At 45.2% G+C, this 16,324-nt stretch carries 28 protein-coding genes; all 28 read right to left on the bottom strand.

Annotated features, from left to right (window positions below; genetic code table 11):
• Positions 1–36 precede the first annotated feature (36 nt).
• On the bottom strand, positions 37–1,377 hold the full coding sequence (gene secY, locus LDO37_RS02110) for a preprotein translocase subunit SecY (protein ID WP_101111173.1): 1,341 nt from the start codon (positions 1,375–1,377) through the stop codon (positions 37–39).
• A 21-nt stretch (positions 1,378–1,398) separates the two neighbouring features.
• Entirely contained in the window at positions 1,399–1,833 is a 435-nt protein-coding gene (gene rplO / locus LDO37_RS02105; RefSeq protein ID WP_101111174.1) for a 50S ribosomal protein L15, read from the bottom strand.
• A gap of 5 nt (positions 1,834–1,838) precedes the next feature.
• Positions 1,839–2,015 (bottom strand): 50S ribosomal protein L30, encoded by a 177-nt coding sequence (gene rpmD / locus LDO37_RS02100; RefSeq protein ID WP_101111175.1) that lies wholly within the window; start codon positions 2,013–2,015, stop codon positions 1,839–1,841.
• A gap of 7 nt (positions 2,016–2,022) precedes the next feature.
• Complete coding sequence (gene rpsE / locus LDO37_RS02095) at positions 2,023–2,523, bottom strand: 30S ribosomal protein S5 (RefSeq protein WP_101111176.1); 501 nt, start codon at positions 2,521–2,523, stop codon at positions 2,023–2,025.
• Between the two features lie 14 nt (positions 2,524–2,537).
• The gene (rplR, locus tag LDO37_RS02090) at positions 2,538–2,891 is read right to left on the bottom strand and encodes a 50S ribosomal protein L18 (RefSeq protein WP_101111177.1); all 354 of its coding nucleotides are present in this window, start codon (positions 2,889–2,891) and stop codon (positions 2,538–2,540) included.
• A gap of 9 nt (positions 2,892–2,900) precedes the next feature.
• Positions 2,901–3,434, bottom strand: a complete 534-nt coding sequence (gene rplF, locus LDO37_RS02085; RefSeq protein ID WP_104399911.1) for a 50S ribosomal protein L6 — start codon at positions 3,432–3,434, stop codon at positions 2,901–2,903.
• 12 nt (positions 3,435–3,446) lie between these two features.
• Positions 3,447–3,839, bottom strand: coding sequence for a 30S ribosomal protein S8 (gene rpsH / locus LDO37_RS02080; RefSeq protein WP_101111179.1), 393 nt, complete (start codon positions 3,837–3,839; stop codon positions 3,447–3,449).
• A gap of 29 nt (positions 3,840–3,868) precedes the next feature.
• On the bottom strand, positions 3,869–4,174 hold the full coding sequence (rpsN, locus tag LDO37_RS02075) for a 30S ribosomal protein S14 (RefSeq protein WP_101111180.1): 306 nt from the start codon (positions 4,172–4,174) through the stop codon (positions 3,869–3,871).
• Between the two features lie 17 nt (positions 4,175–4,191).
• The gene (gene rplE, locus LDO37_RS02070) at positions 4,192–4,731 is read right to left on the bottom strand and encodes a 50S ribosomal protein L5 (RefSeq protein WP_101111181.1); all 540 of its coding nucleotides are present in this window, start codon (positions 4,729–4,731) and stop codon (positions 4,192–4,194) included.
• Positions 4,732–4,755: 24 nt separating this feature from the next.
• On the bottom strand, positions 4,756–5,073 hold the full coding sequence (gene rplX, locus LDO37_RS02065; protein ID WP_101111182.1) for a 50S ribosomal protein L24: 318 nt from the start codon (positions 5,071–5,073) through the stop codon (positions 4,756–4,758).
• A 13-nt stretch (positions 5,074–5,086) separates the two neighbouring features.
• The gene (gene rplN / locus LDO37_RS02060) at positions 5,087–5,458 is read right to left on the bottom strand and encodes a 50S ribosomal protein L14 (protein ID WP_004398463.1); all 372 of its coding nucleotides are present in this window, start codon (positions 5,456–5,458) and stop codon (positions 5,087–5,089) included.
• Positions 5,459–5,617: 159 nt separating this feature from the next.
• Positions 5,618–5,872 carry a 30S ribosomal protein S17 gene (gene rpsQ / locus LDO37_RS02055; protein ID WP_101111183.1) on the bottom strand — a complete coding sequence of 85 codons (255 nt, stop codon included), beginning with the start codon at positions 5,870–5,872 and terminating at the stop codon, positions 5,618–5,620.
• Positions 5,872–6,063, bottom strand: a complete 192-nt coding sequence (gene rpmC / locus LDO37_RS02050; protein ID WP_004410456.1) for a 50S ribosomal protein L29 — start codon at positions 6,061–6,063, stop codon at positions 5,872–5,874. The genes rpsQ and rpmC overlap by 1 nt, the downstream gene beginning before the upstream one ends.
• Positions 6,063–6,473: a 50S ribosomal protein L16 gene (gene rplP, locus LDO37_RS02045; protein WP_004398466.1), complete on the bottom strand. Its 411-nt coding sequence runs from the start codon at positions 6,471–6,473 to the stop codon at positions 6,063–6,065. The genes rpmC and rplP overlap by 1 nt, the downstream gene beginning before the upstream one ends.
• A gap of 11 nt (positions 6,474–6,484) precedes the next feature.
• Positions 6,485–7,183 (bottom strand): 30S ribosomal protein S3, encoded by a 699-nt coding sequence (rpsC, locus tag LDO37_RS02040; protein ID WP_101111184.1) that lies wholly within the window; start codon positions 7,181–7,183, stop codon positions 6,485–6,487.
• Between the two features lie 19 nt (positions 7,184–7,202).
• Positions 7,203–7,535: a 50S ribosomal protein L22 gene (rplV, locus tag LDO37_RS02035; protein WP_004398468.1), complete on the bottom strand. Its 333-nt coding sequence runs from the start codon at positions 7,533–7,535 to the stop codon at positions 7,203–7,205.
• A gap of 10 nt (positions 7,536–7,545) precedes the next feature.
• Positions 7,546–7,824 (bottom strand): 30S ribosomal protein S19, encoded by a 279-nt coding sequence (rpsS, locus tag LDO37_RS02030; protein ID WP_004736729.1) that lies wholly within the window; start codon positions 7,822–7,824, stop codon positions 7,546–7,548.
• Positions 7,825–7,844: 20 nt separating this feature from the next.
• Positions 7,845–8,669, bottom strand: a complete 825-nt coding sequence (gene rplB / locus LDO37_RS02025) for a 50S ribosomal protein L2 (protein ID WP_126605783.1) — start codon at positions 8,667–8,669, stop codon at positions 7,845–7,847.
• 16 nt (positions 8,670–8,685) lie between these two features.
• Positions 8,686–8,988 (bottom strand): 50S ribosomal protein L23, encoded by a 303-nt coding sequence (rplW, locus tag LDO37_RS02020; RefSeq protein WP_038175168.1) that lies wholly within the window; start codon positions 8,986–8,988, stop codon positions 8,686–8,688.
• Positions 8,985–9,587, bottom strand: coding sequence for a 50S ribosomal protein L4 (rplD, locus tag LDO37_RS02015; protein WP_101111186.1), 603 nt, complete (start codon positions 9,585–9,587; stop codon positions 8,985–8,987). The genes rplW and rplD overlap by 4 nt, the downstream gene beginning before the upstream one ends.
• Before the next feature lie 16 nt (positions 9,588–9,603).
• Positions 9,604–10,233, bottom strand: a complete 630-nt coding sequence (gene rplC, locus LDO37_RS02010; RefSeq protein WP_101111187.1) for a 50S ribosomal protein L3 — start codon at positions 10,231–10,233, stop codon at positions 9,604–9,606.
• A gap of 14 nt (positions 10,234–10,247) precedes the next feature.
• Complete coding sequence (gene rpsJ, locus LDO37_RS02005) at positions 10,248–10,559, bottom strand: 30S ribosomal protein S10 (protein WP_001181007.1); 312 nt, start codon at positions 10,557–10,559, stop codon at positions 10,248–10,250.
• Positions 10,560–10,931: 372 nt separating this feature from the next.
• The gene (gene bfr, locus LDO37_RS02000; RefSeq protein ID WP_126605782.1) at positions 10,932–11,408 is read right to left on the bottom strand and encodes a bacterioferritin; all 477 of its coding nucleotides are present in this window, start codon (positions 11,406–11,408) and stop codon (positions 10,932–10,934) included.
• Positions 11,409–11,496: 88 nt separating this feature from the next.
• Positions 11,497–11,685: a (2Fe-2S)-binding protein gene (locus LDO37_RS01995; protein WP_126605781.1), complete on the bottom strand. Its 189-nt coding sequence runs from the start codon at positions 11,683–11,685 to the stop codon at positions 11,497–11,499.
• Positions 11,686–11,872: 187 nt separating this feature from the next.
• Positions 11,873–13,057 (bottom strand): elongation factor Tu, encoded by a 1,185-nt coding sequence (gene tuf, locus LDO37_RS01990; protein WP_101111190.1) that lies wholly within the window; start codon positions 13,055–13,057, stop codon positions 11,873–11,875.
• A gap of 118 nt (positions 13,058–13,175) precedes the next feature.
• The gene (fusA, locus tag LDO37_RS01985; protein WP_101111191.1) at positions 13,176–15,272 is read right to left on the bottom strand and encodes an elongation factor G; all 2,097 of its coding nucleotides are present in this window, start codon (positions 15,270–15,272) and stop codon (positions 13,176–13,178) included.
• A 75-nt stretch (positions 15,273–15,347) separates the two neighbouring features.
• Positions 15,348–15,818, bottom strand: a complete 471-nt coding sequence (gene rpsG, locus LDO37_RS01980) for a 30S ribosomal protein S7 (protein ID WP_031493416.1) — start codon at positions 15,816–15,818, stop codon at positions 15,348–15,350.
• A 118-nt stretch (positions 15,819–15,936) separates the two neighbouring features.
• Positions 15,937–16,311: a 30S ribosomal protein S12 gene (gene rpsL, locus LDO37_RS01975; protein ID WP_004399892.1), complete on the bottom strand. Its 375-nt coding sequence runs from the start codon at positions 16,309–16,311 to the stop codon at positions 15,937–15,939.
• Positions 16,312–16,324: the final 13 nt, after the last annotated feature.

The raw sequence follows: 16,324 nt of genomic DNA, 5'->3' as shown, positions 1-16,324 counted from the left end.
CTAAACTCCGTAATGAAATCTGAAACTACTGTCGAATTAACGACCGTAGCCTTTCAGATTCGCTTTTTTCAACACAGAATCATACTGTTGTGACATCAGATGAGTCTGTACCTGTGCCATGAAGTCCATGATAACAACAACTACGATAAGTAGTGATGTACCGCCAAAATAGAAACGTACGTTCCAAGCGATCATCATGAACTCGGGAATCAGACAGATAAAGGTAATGTATAACGCACCTGCTAGGGTTAATCGCGTCATTACTTTATCAATGTACTTAGCTGTCTGCTCACCTGGGCGGATACCGGGTACGAACGCTCCAGACTTCTTCAAATTATCTGCTGTTTCACGTGGGTTGAAAACCAACGCTGTATAAAAGAAACAGAAGAAAATAATCGCTGCTGCATAAAGCATTACATACAGAGGCTGTCCAGGGCTAAGGGCCAAAGACACATCAGTTAACCAACTGAATGCGCTGTCCTCACCACCTGAGTTACCAAACCACTGCGCTAATGTTCCTGGGAACAAAATAATACTAGACGCAAAAATCGCTGGTATCACACCTGCCATATTAATTTTAAGAGGCAAGTGTGTGCTTTGCGCTGCAAAAACTTTACGACCTTGCTGACGTTTCGCATAGTTAACGACGATTCGACGTTGACCACGCTCCATGAAAACAACGAAGTAAATCACTGCAAACGCTAAAACAGCAATTAGCAACAGAAGAAGTACGTTCAGTTCACCTTGACGCGCTTGCTCTATTGTTTGACCGATTGCCGATGGCAATCCAGCGACGATACCTGCAAAGATAATCAATGAGATACCGTTACCAATTCCTCGCTCAGTAATCTGTTCACCTAACCACATTAAGAACATGGTGCCGGTTACTAGACTGATGGTTGCAATAACAGTAAACATGGTTTGATCGATAACGACCAATTGACCTGTGACCATGCTTGGCAAAGCAGTTGCAATACCAATAGCTTGGAATGTAGCAAGTACAAGCGTGCCGTAACGCGTATATTGGCTTATCTTACGACGGCCGGCTTCACCCTCTTTCTTGAGTTCAGCTAACGCAGGATGAACTACAGTTAGCAGTTGGACAACAATCGATGCCGAAATATACGGCATGATGCCCAACGCTAATATAGAAGCACGCTCAAGTGCACCACCGGAGAACATGTTAAACATTTCTACGATGGTACCCTTTTGCTGTTCGAACAAATCGGCAAGTACAGCTGCGTCAATACCAGGGATCGGTACAAAAGAGCCCGCTCTGAATACTAAAAGTGCACCTAATACGAATAATAAGCGCGACTTTAGTTCAGCTAAGCCGCTTTGAGCACTACGAAAATCTTGTCCTGGTTTTTTAGCCATCTGTACCTCGTCCCTCGAGTATTAATCCTCGATTTTACCGCCTGCAGCTTCGATTGCAGCTTTAGCACCTTTAGTTACGCGTAGACCTTTAACAGTCACAGCTTTGCTAATTTCACCAGAAAGAACAACTTTAACAAATTCGATGTTCTTAGTGATTACGTTAGCAGCTTTCAAGCTGTTTAGATCAACTACGTCACCATCTACCTTCGCCAGTTCACCTAGACGAACTTCAGAAGTCACTAGACTCTTACGAGAAGTGAAACCGAATTTTGGTAGACGTTGTTTCAAAGGCATCTGACCGCCTTCAAAACCTGGACGAACACTGCCGCCAGAACGTGATTTTTGACCTTTATGACCACGGCCACCTGTTTTACCAAGGCCTGAACCGATACCGCGACCTAAACGCTTCTTAGAAGGCTTAGAACCTGCAGCCGGTGATAGAGTATTCAAACGCATTCTGATTACTCCTCAACTTTAACCATGTAGTAAACCTTGTTGATCATTCCGCGCACGCACGGAGTATCTTCAAGTTCTACAGTGTGGTTGATACGACGAAGACCTAGACCACGCAAAGACGCTTTGTGCTTTGGTAGACGGCCAATTGAGCTTTTAGTTTGAGTTACTTTAATAGTTGCCATGGTGTTCTTACTCCGAAATAGATTCAACAGTTAGACCACGCTTAGCAGCAACCATCTCAGGAGACTTCATGCCACTCAGACCATCGATCGTCGCGCGAACGATGTTGATAGGGTTCGTAGAACCGTATGCTTTAGCAAGTACGTTATGAACACCTACAACTTCAAGTACTGCACGCATCGCACCACCTGCGATGATACCAGTACCTTCTGCAGCTGGCTGCATGTAAACTTTTGAGCCAGTGTGACGACCTTTCACCGCGTGGTGAAGAGTTCCGTCATTAAGCGCTACAGTAACCATGTTACGGCGCGCTTTTTCCATTGCTTTTTGAATCGCTGCTGGTACTTCACGAGCTTTGCCGTAACCGAAACCAACGCGACCATTACCGTCACCAACAACAGTTAGTGCAGTAAAACTAAAGATTCGACCACCTTTAACCGTTTTAGAAACACGGTTAACAGCAATTAGCTTTTCGTGCAAATCTGTAGCTTGTTGTTGTTCTTTAGCCATCTTCCAACCCTACCTTAGAATTTCAGACCAGCTTCGCGAGCAGAATCTGCTAGCGCCGCTACTCGACCGTGGTATTGGAAACCAGAACGATCGAAAGCAACATCAGAGATGCCTTTTTCGATAGCGCGCTCAGCAATAGCTTTACCTACAGCTTTAGCAGCGTCAACGTTACCAGTATTCTTAACTTGCTCACGGATCGCCTTTTCTACAGTAGAAGCGGCAGCGATAACCTCAGAGCCGTTTGATGCGATAACCTGTGCATACACGTGACGAGGAGTGCGGTGTACAACTAGGCGAGTCGCGCGAAGTTCTGCAATCTTACGACGTGCACGTGTAGCACGACGGATGCGAGATGCTTTCTTATCCATAGTGTTACCTTACTTCTTCTTAGCTTCTTTAGTACGCACATTTTCATCTGCGTAACGAACACCTTTACCTTTATAAGGCTCAGGCTCACGGTAAGAACGAATGTCAGCCGCAACTTGACCAACTAACTGCTTATCAGCACCAGTTAGGACAATTTCAGTTTGGCTTGGACATTCGGCTTTAATACCCGCTGGCACTTCGTGCTCAACTGGGTGAGAGAAGCCTAGAGTCAAGTTTACTGCGTTGCCTTTAACAGCAGCACGGTAACCAACACCCTTTAGAGTTAGCTTCTTAGTAAAGCCTTCAGTAACACCAACAACCATGTTGTTTGCAAGTGCACGAGCTGTACCAGCTTGTGCCCATGCGTTAGCCGCACCTTCGCGTGGACCGAAAGTTAGCTTGCTTTCTTCTTGAGAAAGCACAACAGCGTCGTTGAATACACGAGACAATTCGCCTTTAGGACCCTTAACGCTAAGTTCTTGGCCGTTTAGTTTCACCTCTACGCCAGCTGGAATAGCGACAGGTGCTTTAGCAACACGAGACATAGTCTACTCCTATTAAGCTACGTAGCAGATGATTTCACCACCAAGACCTGCTTTACGAGCAGCACGGTCAGACATCAGACCCTTGGAAGTGGACACTACAGCAACACCCAAACCGCCCATCACAGTAGGTAGCGAGTCTTTATTTTTGTAGACACGCAGACCTGGACGTGAAACACGTTGGATTTGCTCGATTACTGGTTTAGCTTGGAAGTACTTAAGAGTTACTTCTAGCTCTGGTTTCGCTTCGCCGCTTACAGCGAAGTCTGCGATGTAACCTTCAGCTTTTAGTAGTGCAGCAATTGCAACTTTAAGCTTTGAAGAAGGCATTTTTACAGCAACTTTATTTGCTGCCTGACCGTTACGAACGCGGGTCAGCATATCCGAAATCGGATCTTGCATGCTCATAGATTTTACTCCAAATGATTAAGTGGCAATTACCAGCTAGCCTTACGAAGACCCGGAATCTCGCCTTTCATGCAAGCTTCACGAACCTTAATGCGGCTTAGACCGAACTTACGTAGGTAACCGTGTGGACGACCAGTTTGGTTGCAACGGTTGCGCTGACGTGATGCACTTGAATCACGTGGAAGAGATTGCAGTTTAAGAACCGCATTCCAACGATCTTCTTCAGATGCGTTAACATCGCTAATGATAGCTTTAAGCGCTGAACGCTTCTCAGCGAACTTAGCTACTAGCTTCGCGCGTTTAGTTTCGCGCGCTTTCATTGATTGTTTAGCCATAACAGTAACCCTTCACCTTACTTACGGAATGGGAAGTTAAAGGCAGCCAGCAGAGCACGGCCTTCCTCATCGGAGCTTGCAGACGTCGTGATAGTAATATCAAGACCGCGTACACGATCGACTTTATCGTAGTCGATTTCCGGGAAGATGATTTGCTCGCGAACGCCCATGCTGTAGTTACCACGACCGTCAAAAGACTTCGCGCTAACACCACGGAAATCACGTACACGTGGAAGTGCAATCGAGATTAAACGCTCGAAGAAATCCCACATACGTTCGCCACGTAAGGTTACTTTACAACCAATTGGGTAGCCTTCACGAATTTTGAAACCTGCAACAGATTTACGCGCTTTAGTGATAAGAGGCTTTTGACCAGAGATCGTTGCCATATCAGCTGCTGCGTTTTCTAGCAGTTTCTTATCGTTGATTGCTTCACCAACGCCCATGTTTAGGGTGATTTTTTCAATCCTAGGGACTTGCATGACGCTTGAGTAGCTGAACTCTTTGGTAAGCTCAGCAACTACAGACGACTTGTAGTAATCATGCAGTTTCGCCATAGTAGAACTCCAAATTACTTTCTATTAGTTAGAAACAGTTTCACCGTTTGATTTGAAGAAACGCACTTTTTTGCCTTCTTCAAAACGGAAACCGATACGGTCCGCTTTACCAGTAGCCGCATTGAAAACTGCAACGTTGGAAGCATCAATTGCTGCTTCTTGTTCAACGATGCCACCTTGTTGACCTAGAGCCGGTACAGGCTTTTGGTGCTTCTTAACAAGGTTGATACCTTCAACGATAACTTTACCAGTTTCAAGAACCTTAGTTACTTTACCGCGCTTGCCTTTATCTTTACCAGCAAGAACGATTACTTCGTCGTTACGACGGATTTTAGCTGCCATTTTGTGCCGCTCCTTACAGAACTTCTGGAGCCAGTGAAACAATCTTCATGAATTTCGCATTACGAAGTTCACGAGTCACTGGACCAAAGATACGTGTGCCGACTGGTTGCTCAGTAGTGTCATTCAACAATACACAAGCATTACGGTCGAAGCGAATGACAGAACCGTCTGGGCGACGTACGCCTTTTCGAGTGCGCACTACCACCGCTTTCAGAACATCACCTTTTTTAACTTTACCGCGAGGAATTGCTTCCTTAACAGTAACTTTGATGATATCTCCGATATGTGCATAACGGCGGTGAGAGCCACCCAGAACCTTAATACACATTACTCTACGAGCGCCGGAGTTATCCGCAGCGTCGAGTGTACTTTGCATTTGGATCATTTTAGTGCTCCGCTAAATATTAAAACTAGACCCTTCACGGGTCGGGCTGCCTCTTTATAAGGGCTGCGAATTGTACCACCCTTTTATGTACTTGGGTAGCCAAAAAATAAGCGGCTCCAAAAATAATTGGAGCCGCTTTTTCATCGTATCAAAACGAAATTAAAACTTCGCTTTTTCTACAACTTTTACCAAAGTCCAAGATTTCTTCTTAGACAGTGGACGACACTCTTGAATCTCAACGGTATCGCCTAGGCCACACTCGTTGTTTTCGTCGTGCGCGTGCAGTTTAGTTGTGCGCTTTACGAACTTGCCGTAAATTGGGTGTTTCACCATGCGCTCGATAGCAACAACGATAGACTTATCCATCTTGTCGCTTACTACACGACCTTGTTGAGTACGAATTTTGTCGCTCATTATGCGCCTGCCTTCTCAGTCAAAACAGTTTTCACACGTGCGATATCACGGCGCACAGCTTTCAGAGTATGAGTTTGCTGTAGCTGACCAGTTGCAGCTTGCATGCGCAAGTTGAACTGTTCGCGTAGCAAATTCAATAGCTCAGCGTTAAGCTCTTCAACGCTTTTCTCGCGTAGATCTTGTGCTTTCATCACATCACCTGCTTAGTTACAAATGTAGTTTTTACAGGCAGTTTACGCGCCGCAAGGCGGAACGCTTCACGTGCCAACTCTTCAGGTACGCCATTCATTTCGTACATTACCTTTCCAGGTTGGATTTGGGCTACCCAGTACTCAACGTTACCTTTACCCTTACCCTGACGAACTTCAAGCGGTTTTTCTGTGATAGGTTTGTCTGGAAAAATACGAATCCAGATTTGACCTTGACGTTTAATGTGACGTGTCATAGCACGACGAGCCGCTTCAATCTGACGAGCAGTGATACGACCACGGCCTACAGCTTTAAGACCGAATTCGCCGAAGCTTACTTCAGTACCTTTAGCTAGACCACGGTTGCGACCAGTCTGAACCTTACGGAACTTAGTACGTTTAGGTTGTAGCATCAGTCGACTCCTTACTTACGGCCTTTACGCTGCTTCTTAGGCTTGTCAGCCTTTGGCTCTACAGCATTAGCTGCTGGCATTCCGCCTAGGATCTCACCTTTGAAGATCCAAACTTTAATGCCGATTACACCGTATTGGGTGTGAGCCGAAGAAGTTGCGTAATCAATGTCAGCACGTAGAGTGTGTAGAGGTACACGACCTTCACGGTACCACTCTGAACGTGCAATTTCAGCGCCGCCTAGACGACCACTTACTTCCACTTTGATGCCTTTAGCGCCTAGACGCATAGCATTCTGTACCGCGCGCTTCATAGCACGACGGAACATAACACGACGCTCTAGTTGAGACGCGATGCTGTCACCCACAAGCTGAGCGTCAAGCTCTGGCTTGCGTACTTCAGCGATGTTGATTTGCGCTGGTACACCTGCAATTTTAGCTACAGCTGCGCGTAGCTTCTCTACGTCTTCACCTTTCTTACCGATTACAACACCTGGACGAGCAGTGTGAATAGTCACACGGATACTCTTTGCAGGACGCTCGATAACGATGCGTGATAGAGACGCTTTTGAAAGTTCCTTCGTTAGGAACTGACGTACCTTGAAGTCGCCGTCTAGGTTGTCAGCGAAATCTTTGGTGTTAGCAAACCATGTAGCATTCCAAGGCTTAACGATGCCAAGACGAATACCATTTGGATGTACTTTCTGACCCATTGCTTACTCTCCTAGTCTCTTAGCGATCTGCTACAACAACAGTGATGTGGCTTGAACGCTTCAAGATACGATCCGCACGACCTTTTGCACGAGGCATAATACGCTTCATGGTTGGGCCTTCATCTACGAAGATTTTAGCGACATTCAGATCGTCGATGTCTGCACCTTCGTTGTGCTCTGCATTCGCGATTGCTGATTCAAGAACTTTTTTGATTAACTCTGCAGCTTTTTTATTGCTGAAAGTTAGTAGTTCAAGAGCCTGATCCACAGATTTACCGCGGATTTGATCAGCAACTAAGCGTGCTTTCTGAGGAGAAATACGAGCAAAGTTATGTTTAGCAATAGCTTCCATCATCTACTCCTTATTTCTTCTTAGCTTTCTTATCCGCAGCGTGACCGCGGTAAGTACGAGTTGGTGCGAATTCGCCCAGTTTGTGACCGATCATTTCTTCGGTTACAAATACTGGAACGTGCTGACGACCATTATGGACAGCGATGGTCAAACCGATCATTGTAGGAATGATCATTGAGCGACGGGACCAAGTCTTAATAGGCTTTTTGTCTCCGCTTTCCACCGCTTTCTCTACCTTCTTCAGCAAGTGTAGGTCAATAAATGGACCTTTCTTGAGAGAACGTGGCATGGCGATTCCTCTTATATAGATTACTTGTTACGACGACGTACGATGTACTTGTCAGTGCGTTTGTTCTTACGAGTCTTAAAGCCTTTAGTAGGCATACCCCATGGGGATACTGGGTGACGACCGCCAGATGTGCGACCTTCACCACCACCATGTGGGTGATCTACTGGGTTCATTACTACACCACGTACGGTTGGACGTACGCCGCGCCAGCGTGAAGCACCAGCTTTACCAAGTTCACGTAGCATATGCTCAGAGTTACCAACTTCACCGACTGTTGCACGGCCTTCTGATAACACTTTACGCATTTCGCCAGAACGTAGACGGATAGTTACGTACGCACCGTCGCGAGCAACGATTTGAGCGTAAGCACCAGCCGAACGAGCTAGCTGAGCACCTTTACCAGGCTTAAATTCAACACAATGTACAGTAGAACCTACTGGGATGTTGCGCATCGGCAGAGTGTTACCTGCTTTGATTGGCGCATCTACACCAGATTGAATCTGGTCACCTGCTTGAACACCTTTTGGTGCAATGATGTAACGACGCTCACCGTCTGCGTACAGAACTAGAGCGATGTTTGCGCTACGGTTTGGATCGTATTCTAGACGTTCAACTTTCGCTGGGATACCGTCTTTAGTACGTTTGAAATCAATTACACGGTAATGGTGTTTATGACCACCACCGATGTGACGTACTGTAATACGACCGTTGTTATTACGACCACCATTCTTAGAGTTTTTCTCTAGAAGAGGTGCGTATGGCTTGCCCTTGTGTAGGTCAGCGTTAACAACTTTAACAACATGACGACGACCAGGGGAAGTCGGCTTACATTTAACAATAGCCATTTTTCAACTACTCCTGTTATTCCGCGCCGCCAACAAAGTCAAGATCTTGACCTTCTTTCAAAGTAACGTACGCTTTCTTAACGTCGCTGCGGCGACCTTGGCGTAGACCTTGACGTTTGGTCTTACCCTTAGTAATAAGAGTATTTACAGACTTAACTTCAACTTCAAAAAGCTTTTCTACAGCAGCTTTGATCTCTTTCTTAGTAGCATCTTGTGCAACTTTGAAAACGATAGTGTTCGCTTTCTCTGCAGCCATAGTTGCTTTTTCAGAGATGTGCGGAGCACGTAGAACTTTTAGGATACGCTCTTCAGTGATCATGCTAGCATCTCCTCAACTTGCTTAACTGCTTCTGCAGTCATCAGAACCTTGTCGAAAGCAACTAGGCTGACTGGATCAATACCAGCAACGTCACGTGCATCAACTTTGTATAGGTTACGAGCAGCTAAGAATAGATTCTCATCTACTTCGCCAGTTACGATAAGAACATCGTTAAGCTCAAGCTCTTTAAGCTTAGCTACTAGCTCTTTAGTTTTTGGCGCTTCAACTGAGAAGTTATCAACAACGATTAGACGCTCTTGACGAACCAACTCAGAAAGAATGCTCTTCATAGCACCGCGGTACATTTTTTTGTTTACTTTTTGACTGTGATCCTGTGGTTTCGCAGCAAAAGTAACACCACCTGTACGCCAGATTGGGCTACGAATTGTACCAGCACGTGCACGGCCAGTACCTTTTTGACGCCATGGCTTAGCGCCACCGCCAGATACTTCAGAACGAGTCTTTTGAGCACGTGTACCTTGACGAGCACCTGCTGCGTACGCAACAACTACTTGGTGTACAAGAGCTTCGTTGAAGTCACGTCCGAAAGTAGTCTCGGAAACAGTTAGTGCATCAGCACCTTTAACTATCAATTCCATTACTTACTCCTAGACGTTATGCTTTAACAGCTGGTTTTACGATCACGTTACCGCCAGTCGCGCCTGGTACTGCACCTTTAATAAGAAGCAGATTGCGCTCAGCGTCAACACGTACGATCTCTAGGTTTTGAGTCGTTACACGCTCAGCACCCATGTGACCTGCCATTTTCTTGCCTTTAAACACGCGACCTGGAGTTTGACATTGGCCAATTGAACCCGGTGCACGGTGAGACAATGAGTTACCGTGAGTCATATCTTGAGTACGGAAGTTCCAACGCTTAACAGCGCCTTGGAAACCCTTACCTTTAGATGTACCAGTAACGTCTACTTTTTTAACTTCGTTGAAAAGTTCTACGTTTAGCTCTGAGCCAACTTCAAACTCTTCACCGTTTTCTAAACGGAATTCCCAAAGACCGCGACCAGCTTCAACACCTGCTTTCGCAAAGTGACCAGCTTCAGCTTTAACAACACGGTTAGCTTTCTTAGTACCAGTAGTTACCTGGATTGCAGCGTAGCCATCAGACTCAAGAGTTTTAACTTGAGAAATACGGTTCGCTTCAACCTCAACAACGGTTACTGGGATAGAAACGCCTTCTTCGGTAAATACGCGGGTCATACCCACTTTACGTCCGACTAGACCAATCATTATTCTAATCTCCCTTAACCTAGGCTGATTTGTACGTCAACGCCAGCAGCTAGATCTAGGCGCATCAGAGCATCAACAGTTTTGTCTGTTGGCTCAACGATGTCGATTAGACGCTTGTGAGTACGGATTTCGTACTGGTCACGCGCATCTTTGTTGACGTGTGGAGAGATAAGAACAGTGAAACGCTCTTTACGAGTAGGTAGTGGAATAGGACCACGAACCTGTGCGCCGGTACGCTTTGCTGTTTCAACGATTTCCGCAGTAGAAGCATCGATCAATTTATAATCGAAAGCTTTAAGGCGGATACGAATACGTTGGTTCTGCATGAGACAGAGCTCCAATAATAATAAATTACACAAACAATATCGCCACTCATACTCGCTAAAGCGAGAGAATGCCGATTGATTTATGTGAAACCGTAGTATCCAAATCGGACACATTGTCAGCTAATTTTCGATTAACTTTAGCTACTAAGTAGAAAAGTCAATTGTATTAACTGCGAACATAAGCTGAGTTTACATTACTAAGCGGAACGCTTACTCCTCACTGCTCATTGGTTCACAACTGGCTAAGCCAGTGCGCGGTATTATACAGATCACAAATTGGTATGCAATAGACGATGGAAAAATAAGCGGGAAGTTTTTGGCAGTAAAAAGCCGAAGTAATCTAGCAGACTACTTCGGCTTTCAAAATTCTATTTAATTCTCATCAACGAATTGTGCTTGCTGATAGTTCTCAATACCGACTTTATCAATTAGCCCTAGCTGTGTTTCGAGCCAATCAACATGCTCTTCTTCGTCTTCTAGTATGTTTTGGAATAAATCTCTAGAGACAAAATCACGAACACTTTCAGCATATGCTATCGCTTCTTTCAGATCTGGAATAGCGGACATTTCGACTTTGAGGTCACACTCAAGCATTTCCTTTGTGTCCTCACCTATCATAAGCTTACCCAAATCTTGAAGATTAGGTAGTCCTTCTAAAAATAGGATTCGCTCTATAAGATGATCAGCATGCTTCATCTCATCAATAGATTCTTCGTATTCTTTATCTGCCAAATGCTTAAGCCCCCAATCTTTGTACATTCTTGCATGTAAAAAGTATTGGTTAATTGCTACTAACTCATTCCCTAAAACAATATTGAGGTGTTGTATAATTTTTGGATCACCTTTCATGACAAAGCCCTCCTTGATCGGCTTCTTTAACTTTAGAAGCAATCTCAAAGGTGTCAAAGCTATTTTAGGGCTGTCTCAATATTGAGCGTTAGCCGACTTTCTTAAACAATGTTGATACTGTGTCGTTAAGAATTTCCTTTGCACTTTTTACGCACTTTCCACATTGGGATCCGAGAGGCGTACACTGCCTAATTCCTTTGATATCAGTCACCCCTTCTTCAAGAGCTAGCTGTCGAATTTTTTTATCAGATACACCGTGGCAAATACAAACAAACATTTTCTACATCCAATCTATTACAATTAGAAATATAAACGAGAATGGTTAGCATTGCCAATCTTATTGACATTTTGATTAGAAGAATTGGTTATATAAGAAAAGGAGGTTTAAGAGGTCGTTGAAATAGAAATAAAAAAAGGAGCCGAAGCTCCTTTTTAAGATGCGATTATCGCAAAATCATTCGATATTAGTCGAAGATTTTCGCAACAACACCAGCACCTACAGTACGACCACCTTCACGGATTGCGAAACGTAGACCTTCATCCATCGCGATTGGAGCGATTAGTTCAACAGTCATTTGTACGTTGTCGCCAGGCATTACCATTTCAACGCCTTCAGGAAGAGTGATGTCACCCGTTACGTCCGTAGTACGGAAGTAGAACTGTGGACGGTAACCTTTGAAGAATGGAGTGTGGCGACCACCTTCGTCTTTAGACAGAACGTATACTTCTGACTCAAACTTAGTGTGTGGGTTGATTGAACCCGGTGCAGCCAGTACTTGACCACGCTCAACTTCTTCACGCTTAGTACCACGTAGAAGTGCACCAACGTTCTCGCCCGCACGACCTTCGTCTAGAAGCTTACGGAACATCTCAACACCAGTACATGTAGTAGTTGTAGTATCTTTGATACCAACGATTTCTACTTCGTTACCTACGTTTAGGATACCACGCTCGATACGACCTGTTACAACCGTACCACGACCCTGGATAGAGAATACGTCTTCGATTGGTAGTAGGAACGGCTGATCTACAGCACGCTCTGGCTCTGGGATGTAAGAATCTAGTGCTTCTGCAAGCTCTACAATCTTGTCTTCCCACTGCTTCTCGCCGTTTAGAGCGCCAAGAGCTGAACCTTGGATAACTGGTAGGTCATCACCTGGGAATTCGTACTCAGAAAGAAGTTCACGAACTTCCATTTCTACTAGCTCTAGAAGCTCTTCATCATCAACCATGTCACACTTGTTCATGAATACGATGATGTAAGGGATACCAACCTGACGGCCTAGTAGGATGTGCTCACGAGTTTGAGGCATTGGACCATCAGTCGCAGCTACAACTAGGATACCACCGTCCATTTGCGCAGCACCTGTGATCATGTTCTTAACATAATCGGCGTGTCCTGGGCAGTCTACGTGTGCGTAGTGACGAGATGGAGTGTCGTACTCAACGTGAGAAGTTGCGATTGTGATACCGCGCTCACGCTCTTCTGGAGCGTTATCGATTGATGCGAAGTCTTTCGCTTCACCGCCGTACACTTTAGATAGAGTAGTACAGATTGCAGCAGTTAGAGTTGTTTTACCGTGGTCAACGTGGCCGATAGTACCAACGTTTACGTGCGGTTTCGTACGTTCAAATTTTTCTTTAGACACGATCGTGTTCCTTCCTAGTTATGATTCACCCTGAAATCTGCTCAAGGTGCGCCAGAATTTGCTATTTTATGCGCCAACGTGCGTCAGCGCAATAGGTTCGTTATTAATCAAATAACGATTATCCACGCTCTGAAATAATTGCTTCAGCAACATTTTTAGGCACTTCAGCGTACTCACTAAACTCCATGGAGTAAGAAGCACGACCTTGTGTCGCAGAACGTAAGTCAGTTGCGTACCCGAACATGGCTGACAACGGAACTTGTGCACGAATTATCTTCAGGCCAGCTGTCCCCTCGTCCATACCTTCAATGATGCCGCGACGACGGTTAAGATCGCCTACTACATCACCCATCCAGTCTTCTGGAGTCGTTACTTCAACCTTCATCATTGGCTCTAAAAGAACAGGTTGCGCTTCAAGTGCACCGTTCCTAAAGGCCATGGAGCCAGCGATTTTAAACGCCATCTCACTTGAGTCGACATCGTGGTATGAACCATCGAAGAGTGTTGCTTTAACATCCAGTACAGGATAGCCAGCCAACACACCGTTGTTCATTTGCTCCTCGATACCTTTCGATACGGAGCTGATGTATTCTTTAGGAACAGCACCACCAACGATCTCATCTACAAAAACAAACCCGTCACCAACTTCTGCAGGTTCTAGTTTCAGCCATACATGTCCGTATTGACCTCTACCACCTGACTGGCGGACAAATTTGCCTTCAACTTCTGTGCTACCGCGAATTGTTTCACGGTAAGCAACTTGTGGTTTACCCACGTTGCAGTCCACACTGAATTCACGCTTCATGCGATCAACAATAATTTCTAGATGGAGTTCTCCCATACCCGAAATCAGTACTTGACCTGTTTCATCATCAGTTTCAACACGGAAAGAAGGATCTTCTGCTGCCAGTTTACCTAGCGCAATACCCATTTTTTCCTGATCAGCTTGAGAGCGAGGTTCAACTGCAATTTGAATTACTGGTTCAGGGAACTCCATGCGTTCAAGTACCACTTTATGATCTTGATTACACAGCGTATCACCTGTTGTTACATCTTTTAGACCAACTGCAGCGGCAATGTCGCCAGCGCGAATTTCTTTAATCTCTTCACGCTTGTTTGAGTGCATCTGCACAATACGACCGAAACGTTCACGCTTCTGCTTAACTGAGTTATAGACGCTGTCGCCAGAGTTCACAACACCAGAGTAAACACGCATGAATGTCAATGTGCCTACAAATGGGTCTGTCGCAATTTTAAACGCGAGTGCAGAAAATGGTTCGTTGTCGTCAGCATGACGCTCAACTTCATTTTCATCGTCGTCTATACCTTTGATTGCAGGTACATCAACAGGCGAAGGTAGGAATTCAATAACAGCATCCAATACGGCTTGCACACCTTTATTCTTGAACGCACTGCCACATGTAGCCAGTACGATTTCGTTGTTTAGTGTACGAGTACGTAGCGCATCCTTGATTTCAGCTTCAGTTAATTCACCGTCTTCAAGGTATTTGTCCATTAACTCTTCGCTTGCTTCAGCCGCTGCTTCAACTAGATTTGAATGCCACTCTTCCGCAAGTTCTTGCATGTCAGCTGGAATGTCTTCGTATGTAAACGTCATGCCTTGATCGGCTTCATTCCAGTTGATTGCTTTCATCTTGATAAGGTCAATGACACCTCTGAACTCATCTTCTGCACCAATATTTAATTGGATAGGAACTGGGTTCGCACCAAGACGATCTTTAATTTGGTTTACAACGCGTAGAAAATCTGCACCTGCACGGTCCATCTTGTTTACAAATACCATACGAGGAACTTGGTATTTGTCTGCTTGACGCCATACAGTTTCAGACTGAGGTTCAACACCTGAAGAGCCACAGAACACAACCACTGCACCATCAAGTACACGGAGAGAACGCTCTACTTCGATAGTAAAGTCTACGTGTCCAGGGGTATCAATGATGTTTACGCGATGATCTTGGAACTGTGCTTCCATACCACGCCAGAAAGTAGTAGTTGCAGCTGAGGTGATGGTAATACCACGCTCCTGCTCCTGCTCCATCCAGTCCATGGTTGCAGCACCATCGTGAACTTCGCCGATTTTGTGAGAAAGGCCAGTGTAGAACAGAATACGCTCAGTTGTGGTTGTTTTTCCTGCGTCTACGTGAGCACAAATACCGATATTACGGTAGCGCTCAATAGGAGTTTTACGAGCCACGATTGTATCCTCTTACTAAGGTTCACCTTAGGAAATAGAAAAGTGCTGCGAGAGAACCTCGCAGCACAGAAGGTATTACCAGCGGTAATGTGCGAATGCTTTGTTAGCATCAGCCATACGGTGAACGTCTTCACGTTTCTTAACCGCAGTACCTTTGTTCTCAGACGCATCTAGCATTTCAGCAGCTAGGCGTTGAGCCATAGATTTTTCACCACGCTTACGCGCAGCTTCAACCAACCAACGCATAGCAAGTGCGTTACGGCGAACCGGACGTACTTCTACAGGTACTTGGTAAGTTGAACCACCCACACGGCGAGATTTAACTTCTACCGCTGGGCGAACATTTTCAAGAGCTTCTTCAAATACAGCTAAGTGATCTTTACCAGATTTCTCAGCCATTGCTTCTAGTGCAGTGTAAACAATTTTCTCTGCAGTAGATTTCTTTCCGTCAACCATAAGGATGTTAACGAACTTTGCCAGCAATTCAGATTTGAACTTAGGATCTGGAAGGATCTTACGCTGACCAATTACGCGACGACGTGGCATGGATATTCTCCGTTGTCTTCTTCAGGTTATCCAAAACTTTTCAGTTTCTTCAAAAAATAAAAATGAAAATTTAGTGTTTGGCCTTACTTAACGCCTTTCTTTTTACAGAAAAGGGGCATTAAGACTTAGGACGCTTCACACCATACTTAGAACGACCTTGCTTACGGTCGTTTACGCCAGCACAGTCAAGTGCGCCGCGAACAGTGTGGTAACGTACACCCGGAAGGTCTTTAACACGACCGCCACGGATTAGAACAACTGAGTGCTCTTGAAGGTTGTGACCTTCACCGCCGATGTACGAAGTCACTTCGAAGCCGTTCGTTAGACGAACACGACATACTTTACGAAGTGCTGAGTTAGGTTTTTTAGGTGTAGTAGTGTAAACACGAGTACATACACCACGTTTTTGTGGGCACGCTTCTAGTGCAGGCACGTTGCTTTTAACAACCTGCTTTGCACGAGGCTTACGTACCAACTGGTTAATAGTTGCCATTAACTAGCTCCTG

It is taken from the genome of Vibrio penaeicida, from assembly GCF_019977755.1.
GTDB classification, from domain to species: Bacteria; Pseudomonadota; Gammaproteobacteria; order Enterobacterales; family Vibrionaceae; genus Vibrio; species Vibrio penaeicida.
Note: the sequence above shows the minus strand (reverse complement) of the source record. Positions and strands in the feature narration are given on the sequence as shown.

What these genes read in the sequence shown, in the direction of transcription:
- secY (WP_101111173.1), bottom strand. Translation starts at nt 1,377, where the DNA reads ATGGCTAAAAAACCAGGACAAGATTTTCGTAGTGCTCAAAGCGGCTTA.
- rplO (WP_101111174.1), bottom strand. Translation starts at nt 1,833, where the DNA reads ATGCGTTTGAATACTCTATCACCGGCTGCAGGTTCTAAGCCTTCTAAG.
- rpmD (WP_101111175.1), bottom strand. Translation starts at nt 2,015, where the DNA reads ATGGCAACTATTAAAGTAACTCAAACTAAAAGCTCAATTGGCCGTCTA.
- rpsE (WP_101111176.1), bottom strand. Translation starts at nt 2,523, where the DNA reads ATGGCTAAAGAACAACAACAAGCTACAGATTTGCACGAAAAGCTAATT.
- rplR (WP_101111177.1), bottom strand. Translation starts at nt 2,891, where the DNA reads ATGGATAAGAAAGCATCTCGCATCCGTCGTGCTACACGTGCACGTCGT.
- rplF (WP_104399911.1), bottom strand. Translation starts at nt 3,434, where the DNA reads ATGTCTCGTGTTGCTAAAGCACCTGTCGCTATTCCAGCTGGCGTAGAG.
- rpsH (WP_101111179.1), bottom strand. Translation starts at nt 3,839, where the DNA reads ATGAGCATGCAAGATCCGATTTCGGATATGCTGACCCGCGTTCGTAAC.
- rpsN (WP_101111180.1), bottom strand. Translation starts at nt 4,174, where the DNA reads ATGGCTAAACAATCAATGAAAGCGCGCGAAACTAAACGCGCGAAGCTA.
- rplE (WP_101111181.1), bottom strand. Translation starts at nt 4,731, where the DNA reads ATGGCGAAACTGCATGATTACTACAAGTCGTCTGTAGTTGCTGAGCTT.
- rplX (WP_101111182.1), bottom strand. Translation starts at nt 5,073, where the DNA reads ATGGCAGCTAAAATCCGTCGTAACGACGAAGTAATCGTTCTTGCTGGT.
- rplN (WP_004398463.1), bottom strand. Translation starts at nt 5,458, where the DNA reads ATGATCCAAATGCAAAGTACACTCGACGCTGCGGATAACTCCGGCGCT.
- rpsQ (WP_101111183.1), bottom strand. Translation starts at nt 5,872, where the DNA reads ATGAGCGACAAAATTCGTACTCAACAAGGTCGTGTAGTAAGCGACAAG.
- rpmC (WP_004410456.1), bottom strand. Translation starts at nt 6,063, where the DNA reads ATGAAAGCACAAGATCTACGCGAGAAAAGCGTTGAAGAGCTTAACGCT.
- rplP (WP_004398466.1), bottom strand. Translation starts at nt 6,473, where the DNA reads ATGCTACAACCTAAACGTACTAAGTTCCGTAAGGTTCAGACTGGTCGC.
- rpsC (WP_101111184.1), bottom strand. Translation starts at nt 7,183, where the DNA reads ATGGGTCAGAAAGTACATCCAAATGGTATTCGTCTTGGCATCGTTAAG.
- rplV (WP_004398468.1), bottom strand. Translation starts at nt 7,535, where the DNA reads ATGGAAGCTATTGCTAAACATAACTTTGCTCGTATTTCTCCTCAGAAA.
- rpsS (WP_004736729.1), bottom strand. Translation starts at nt 7,824, where the DNA reads ATGCCACGTTCTCTCAAGAAAGGTCCATTTATTGACCTACACTTGCTG.
- rplB (WP_126605783.1), bottom strand. Translation starts at nt 8,669, where the DNA reads ATGGCTATTGTTAAATGTAAGCCGACTTCCCCTGGTCGTCGTCATGTT.
- rplW (WP_038175168.1), bottom strand. Translation starts at nt 8,988, where the DNA reads ATGATCACTGAAGAGCGTATCCTAAAAGTTCTACGTGCTCCGCACATC.
- rplD (WP_101111186.1), bottom strand. Translation starts at nt 9,587, where the DNA reads ATGGAATTGATAGTTAAAGGTGCTGATGCACTAACTGTTTCCGAGACT.
- rplC (WP_101111187.1), bottom strand. Translation starts at nt 10,233, where the DNA reads ATGATTGGTCTAGTCGGACGTAAAGTGGGTATGACCCGCGTATTTACC.
- rpsJ (WP_001181007.1), bottom strand. Translation starts at nt 10,559, where the DNA reads ATGCAGAACCAACGTATTCGTATCCGCCTTAAAGCTTTCGATTATAAA.
- bfr (WP_126605782.1), bottom strand. Translation starts at nt 11,408, where the DNA reads ATGAAAGGTGATCCAAAAATTATACAACACCTCAATATTGTTTTAGGG.
- LDO37_RS01995 (WP_126605781.1), bottom strand. Translation starts at nt 11,685, where the DNA reads ATGTTTGTTTGTATTTGCCACGGTGTATCTGATAAAAAAATTCGACAG.
- rpsG (WP_031493416.1), bottom strand. Translation starts at nt 15,818, where the DNA reads ATGCCACGTCGTCGCGTAATTGGTCAGCGTAAGATCCTTCCAGATCCT.
- rpsL (WP_004399892.1), bottom strand. Translation starts at nt 16,311, where the DNA reads ATGGCAACTATTAACCAGTTGGTACGTAAGCCTCGTGCAAAGCAGGTT.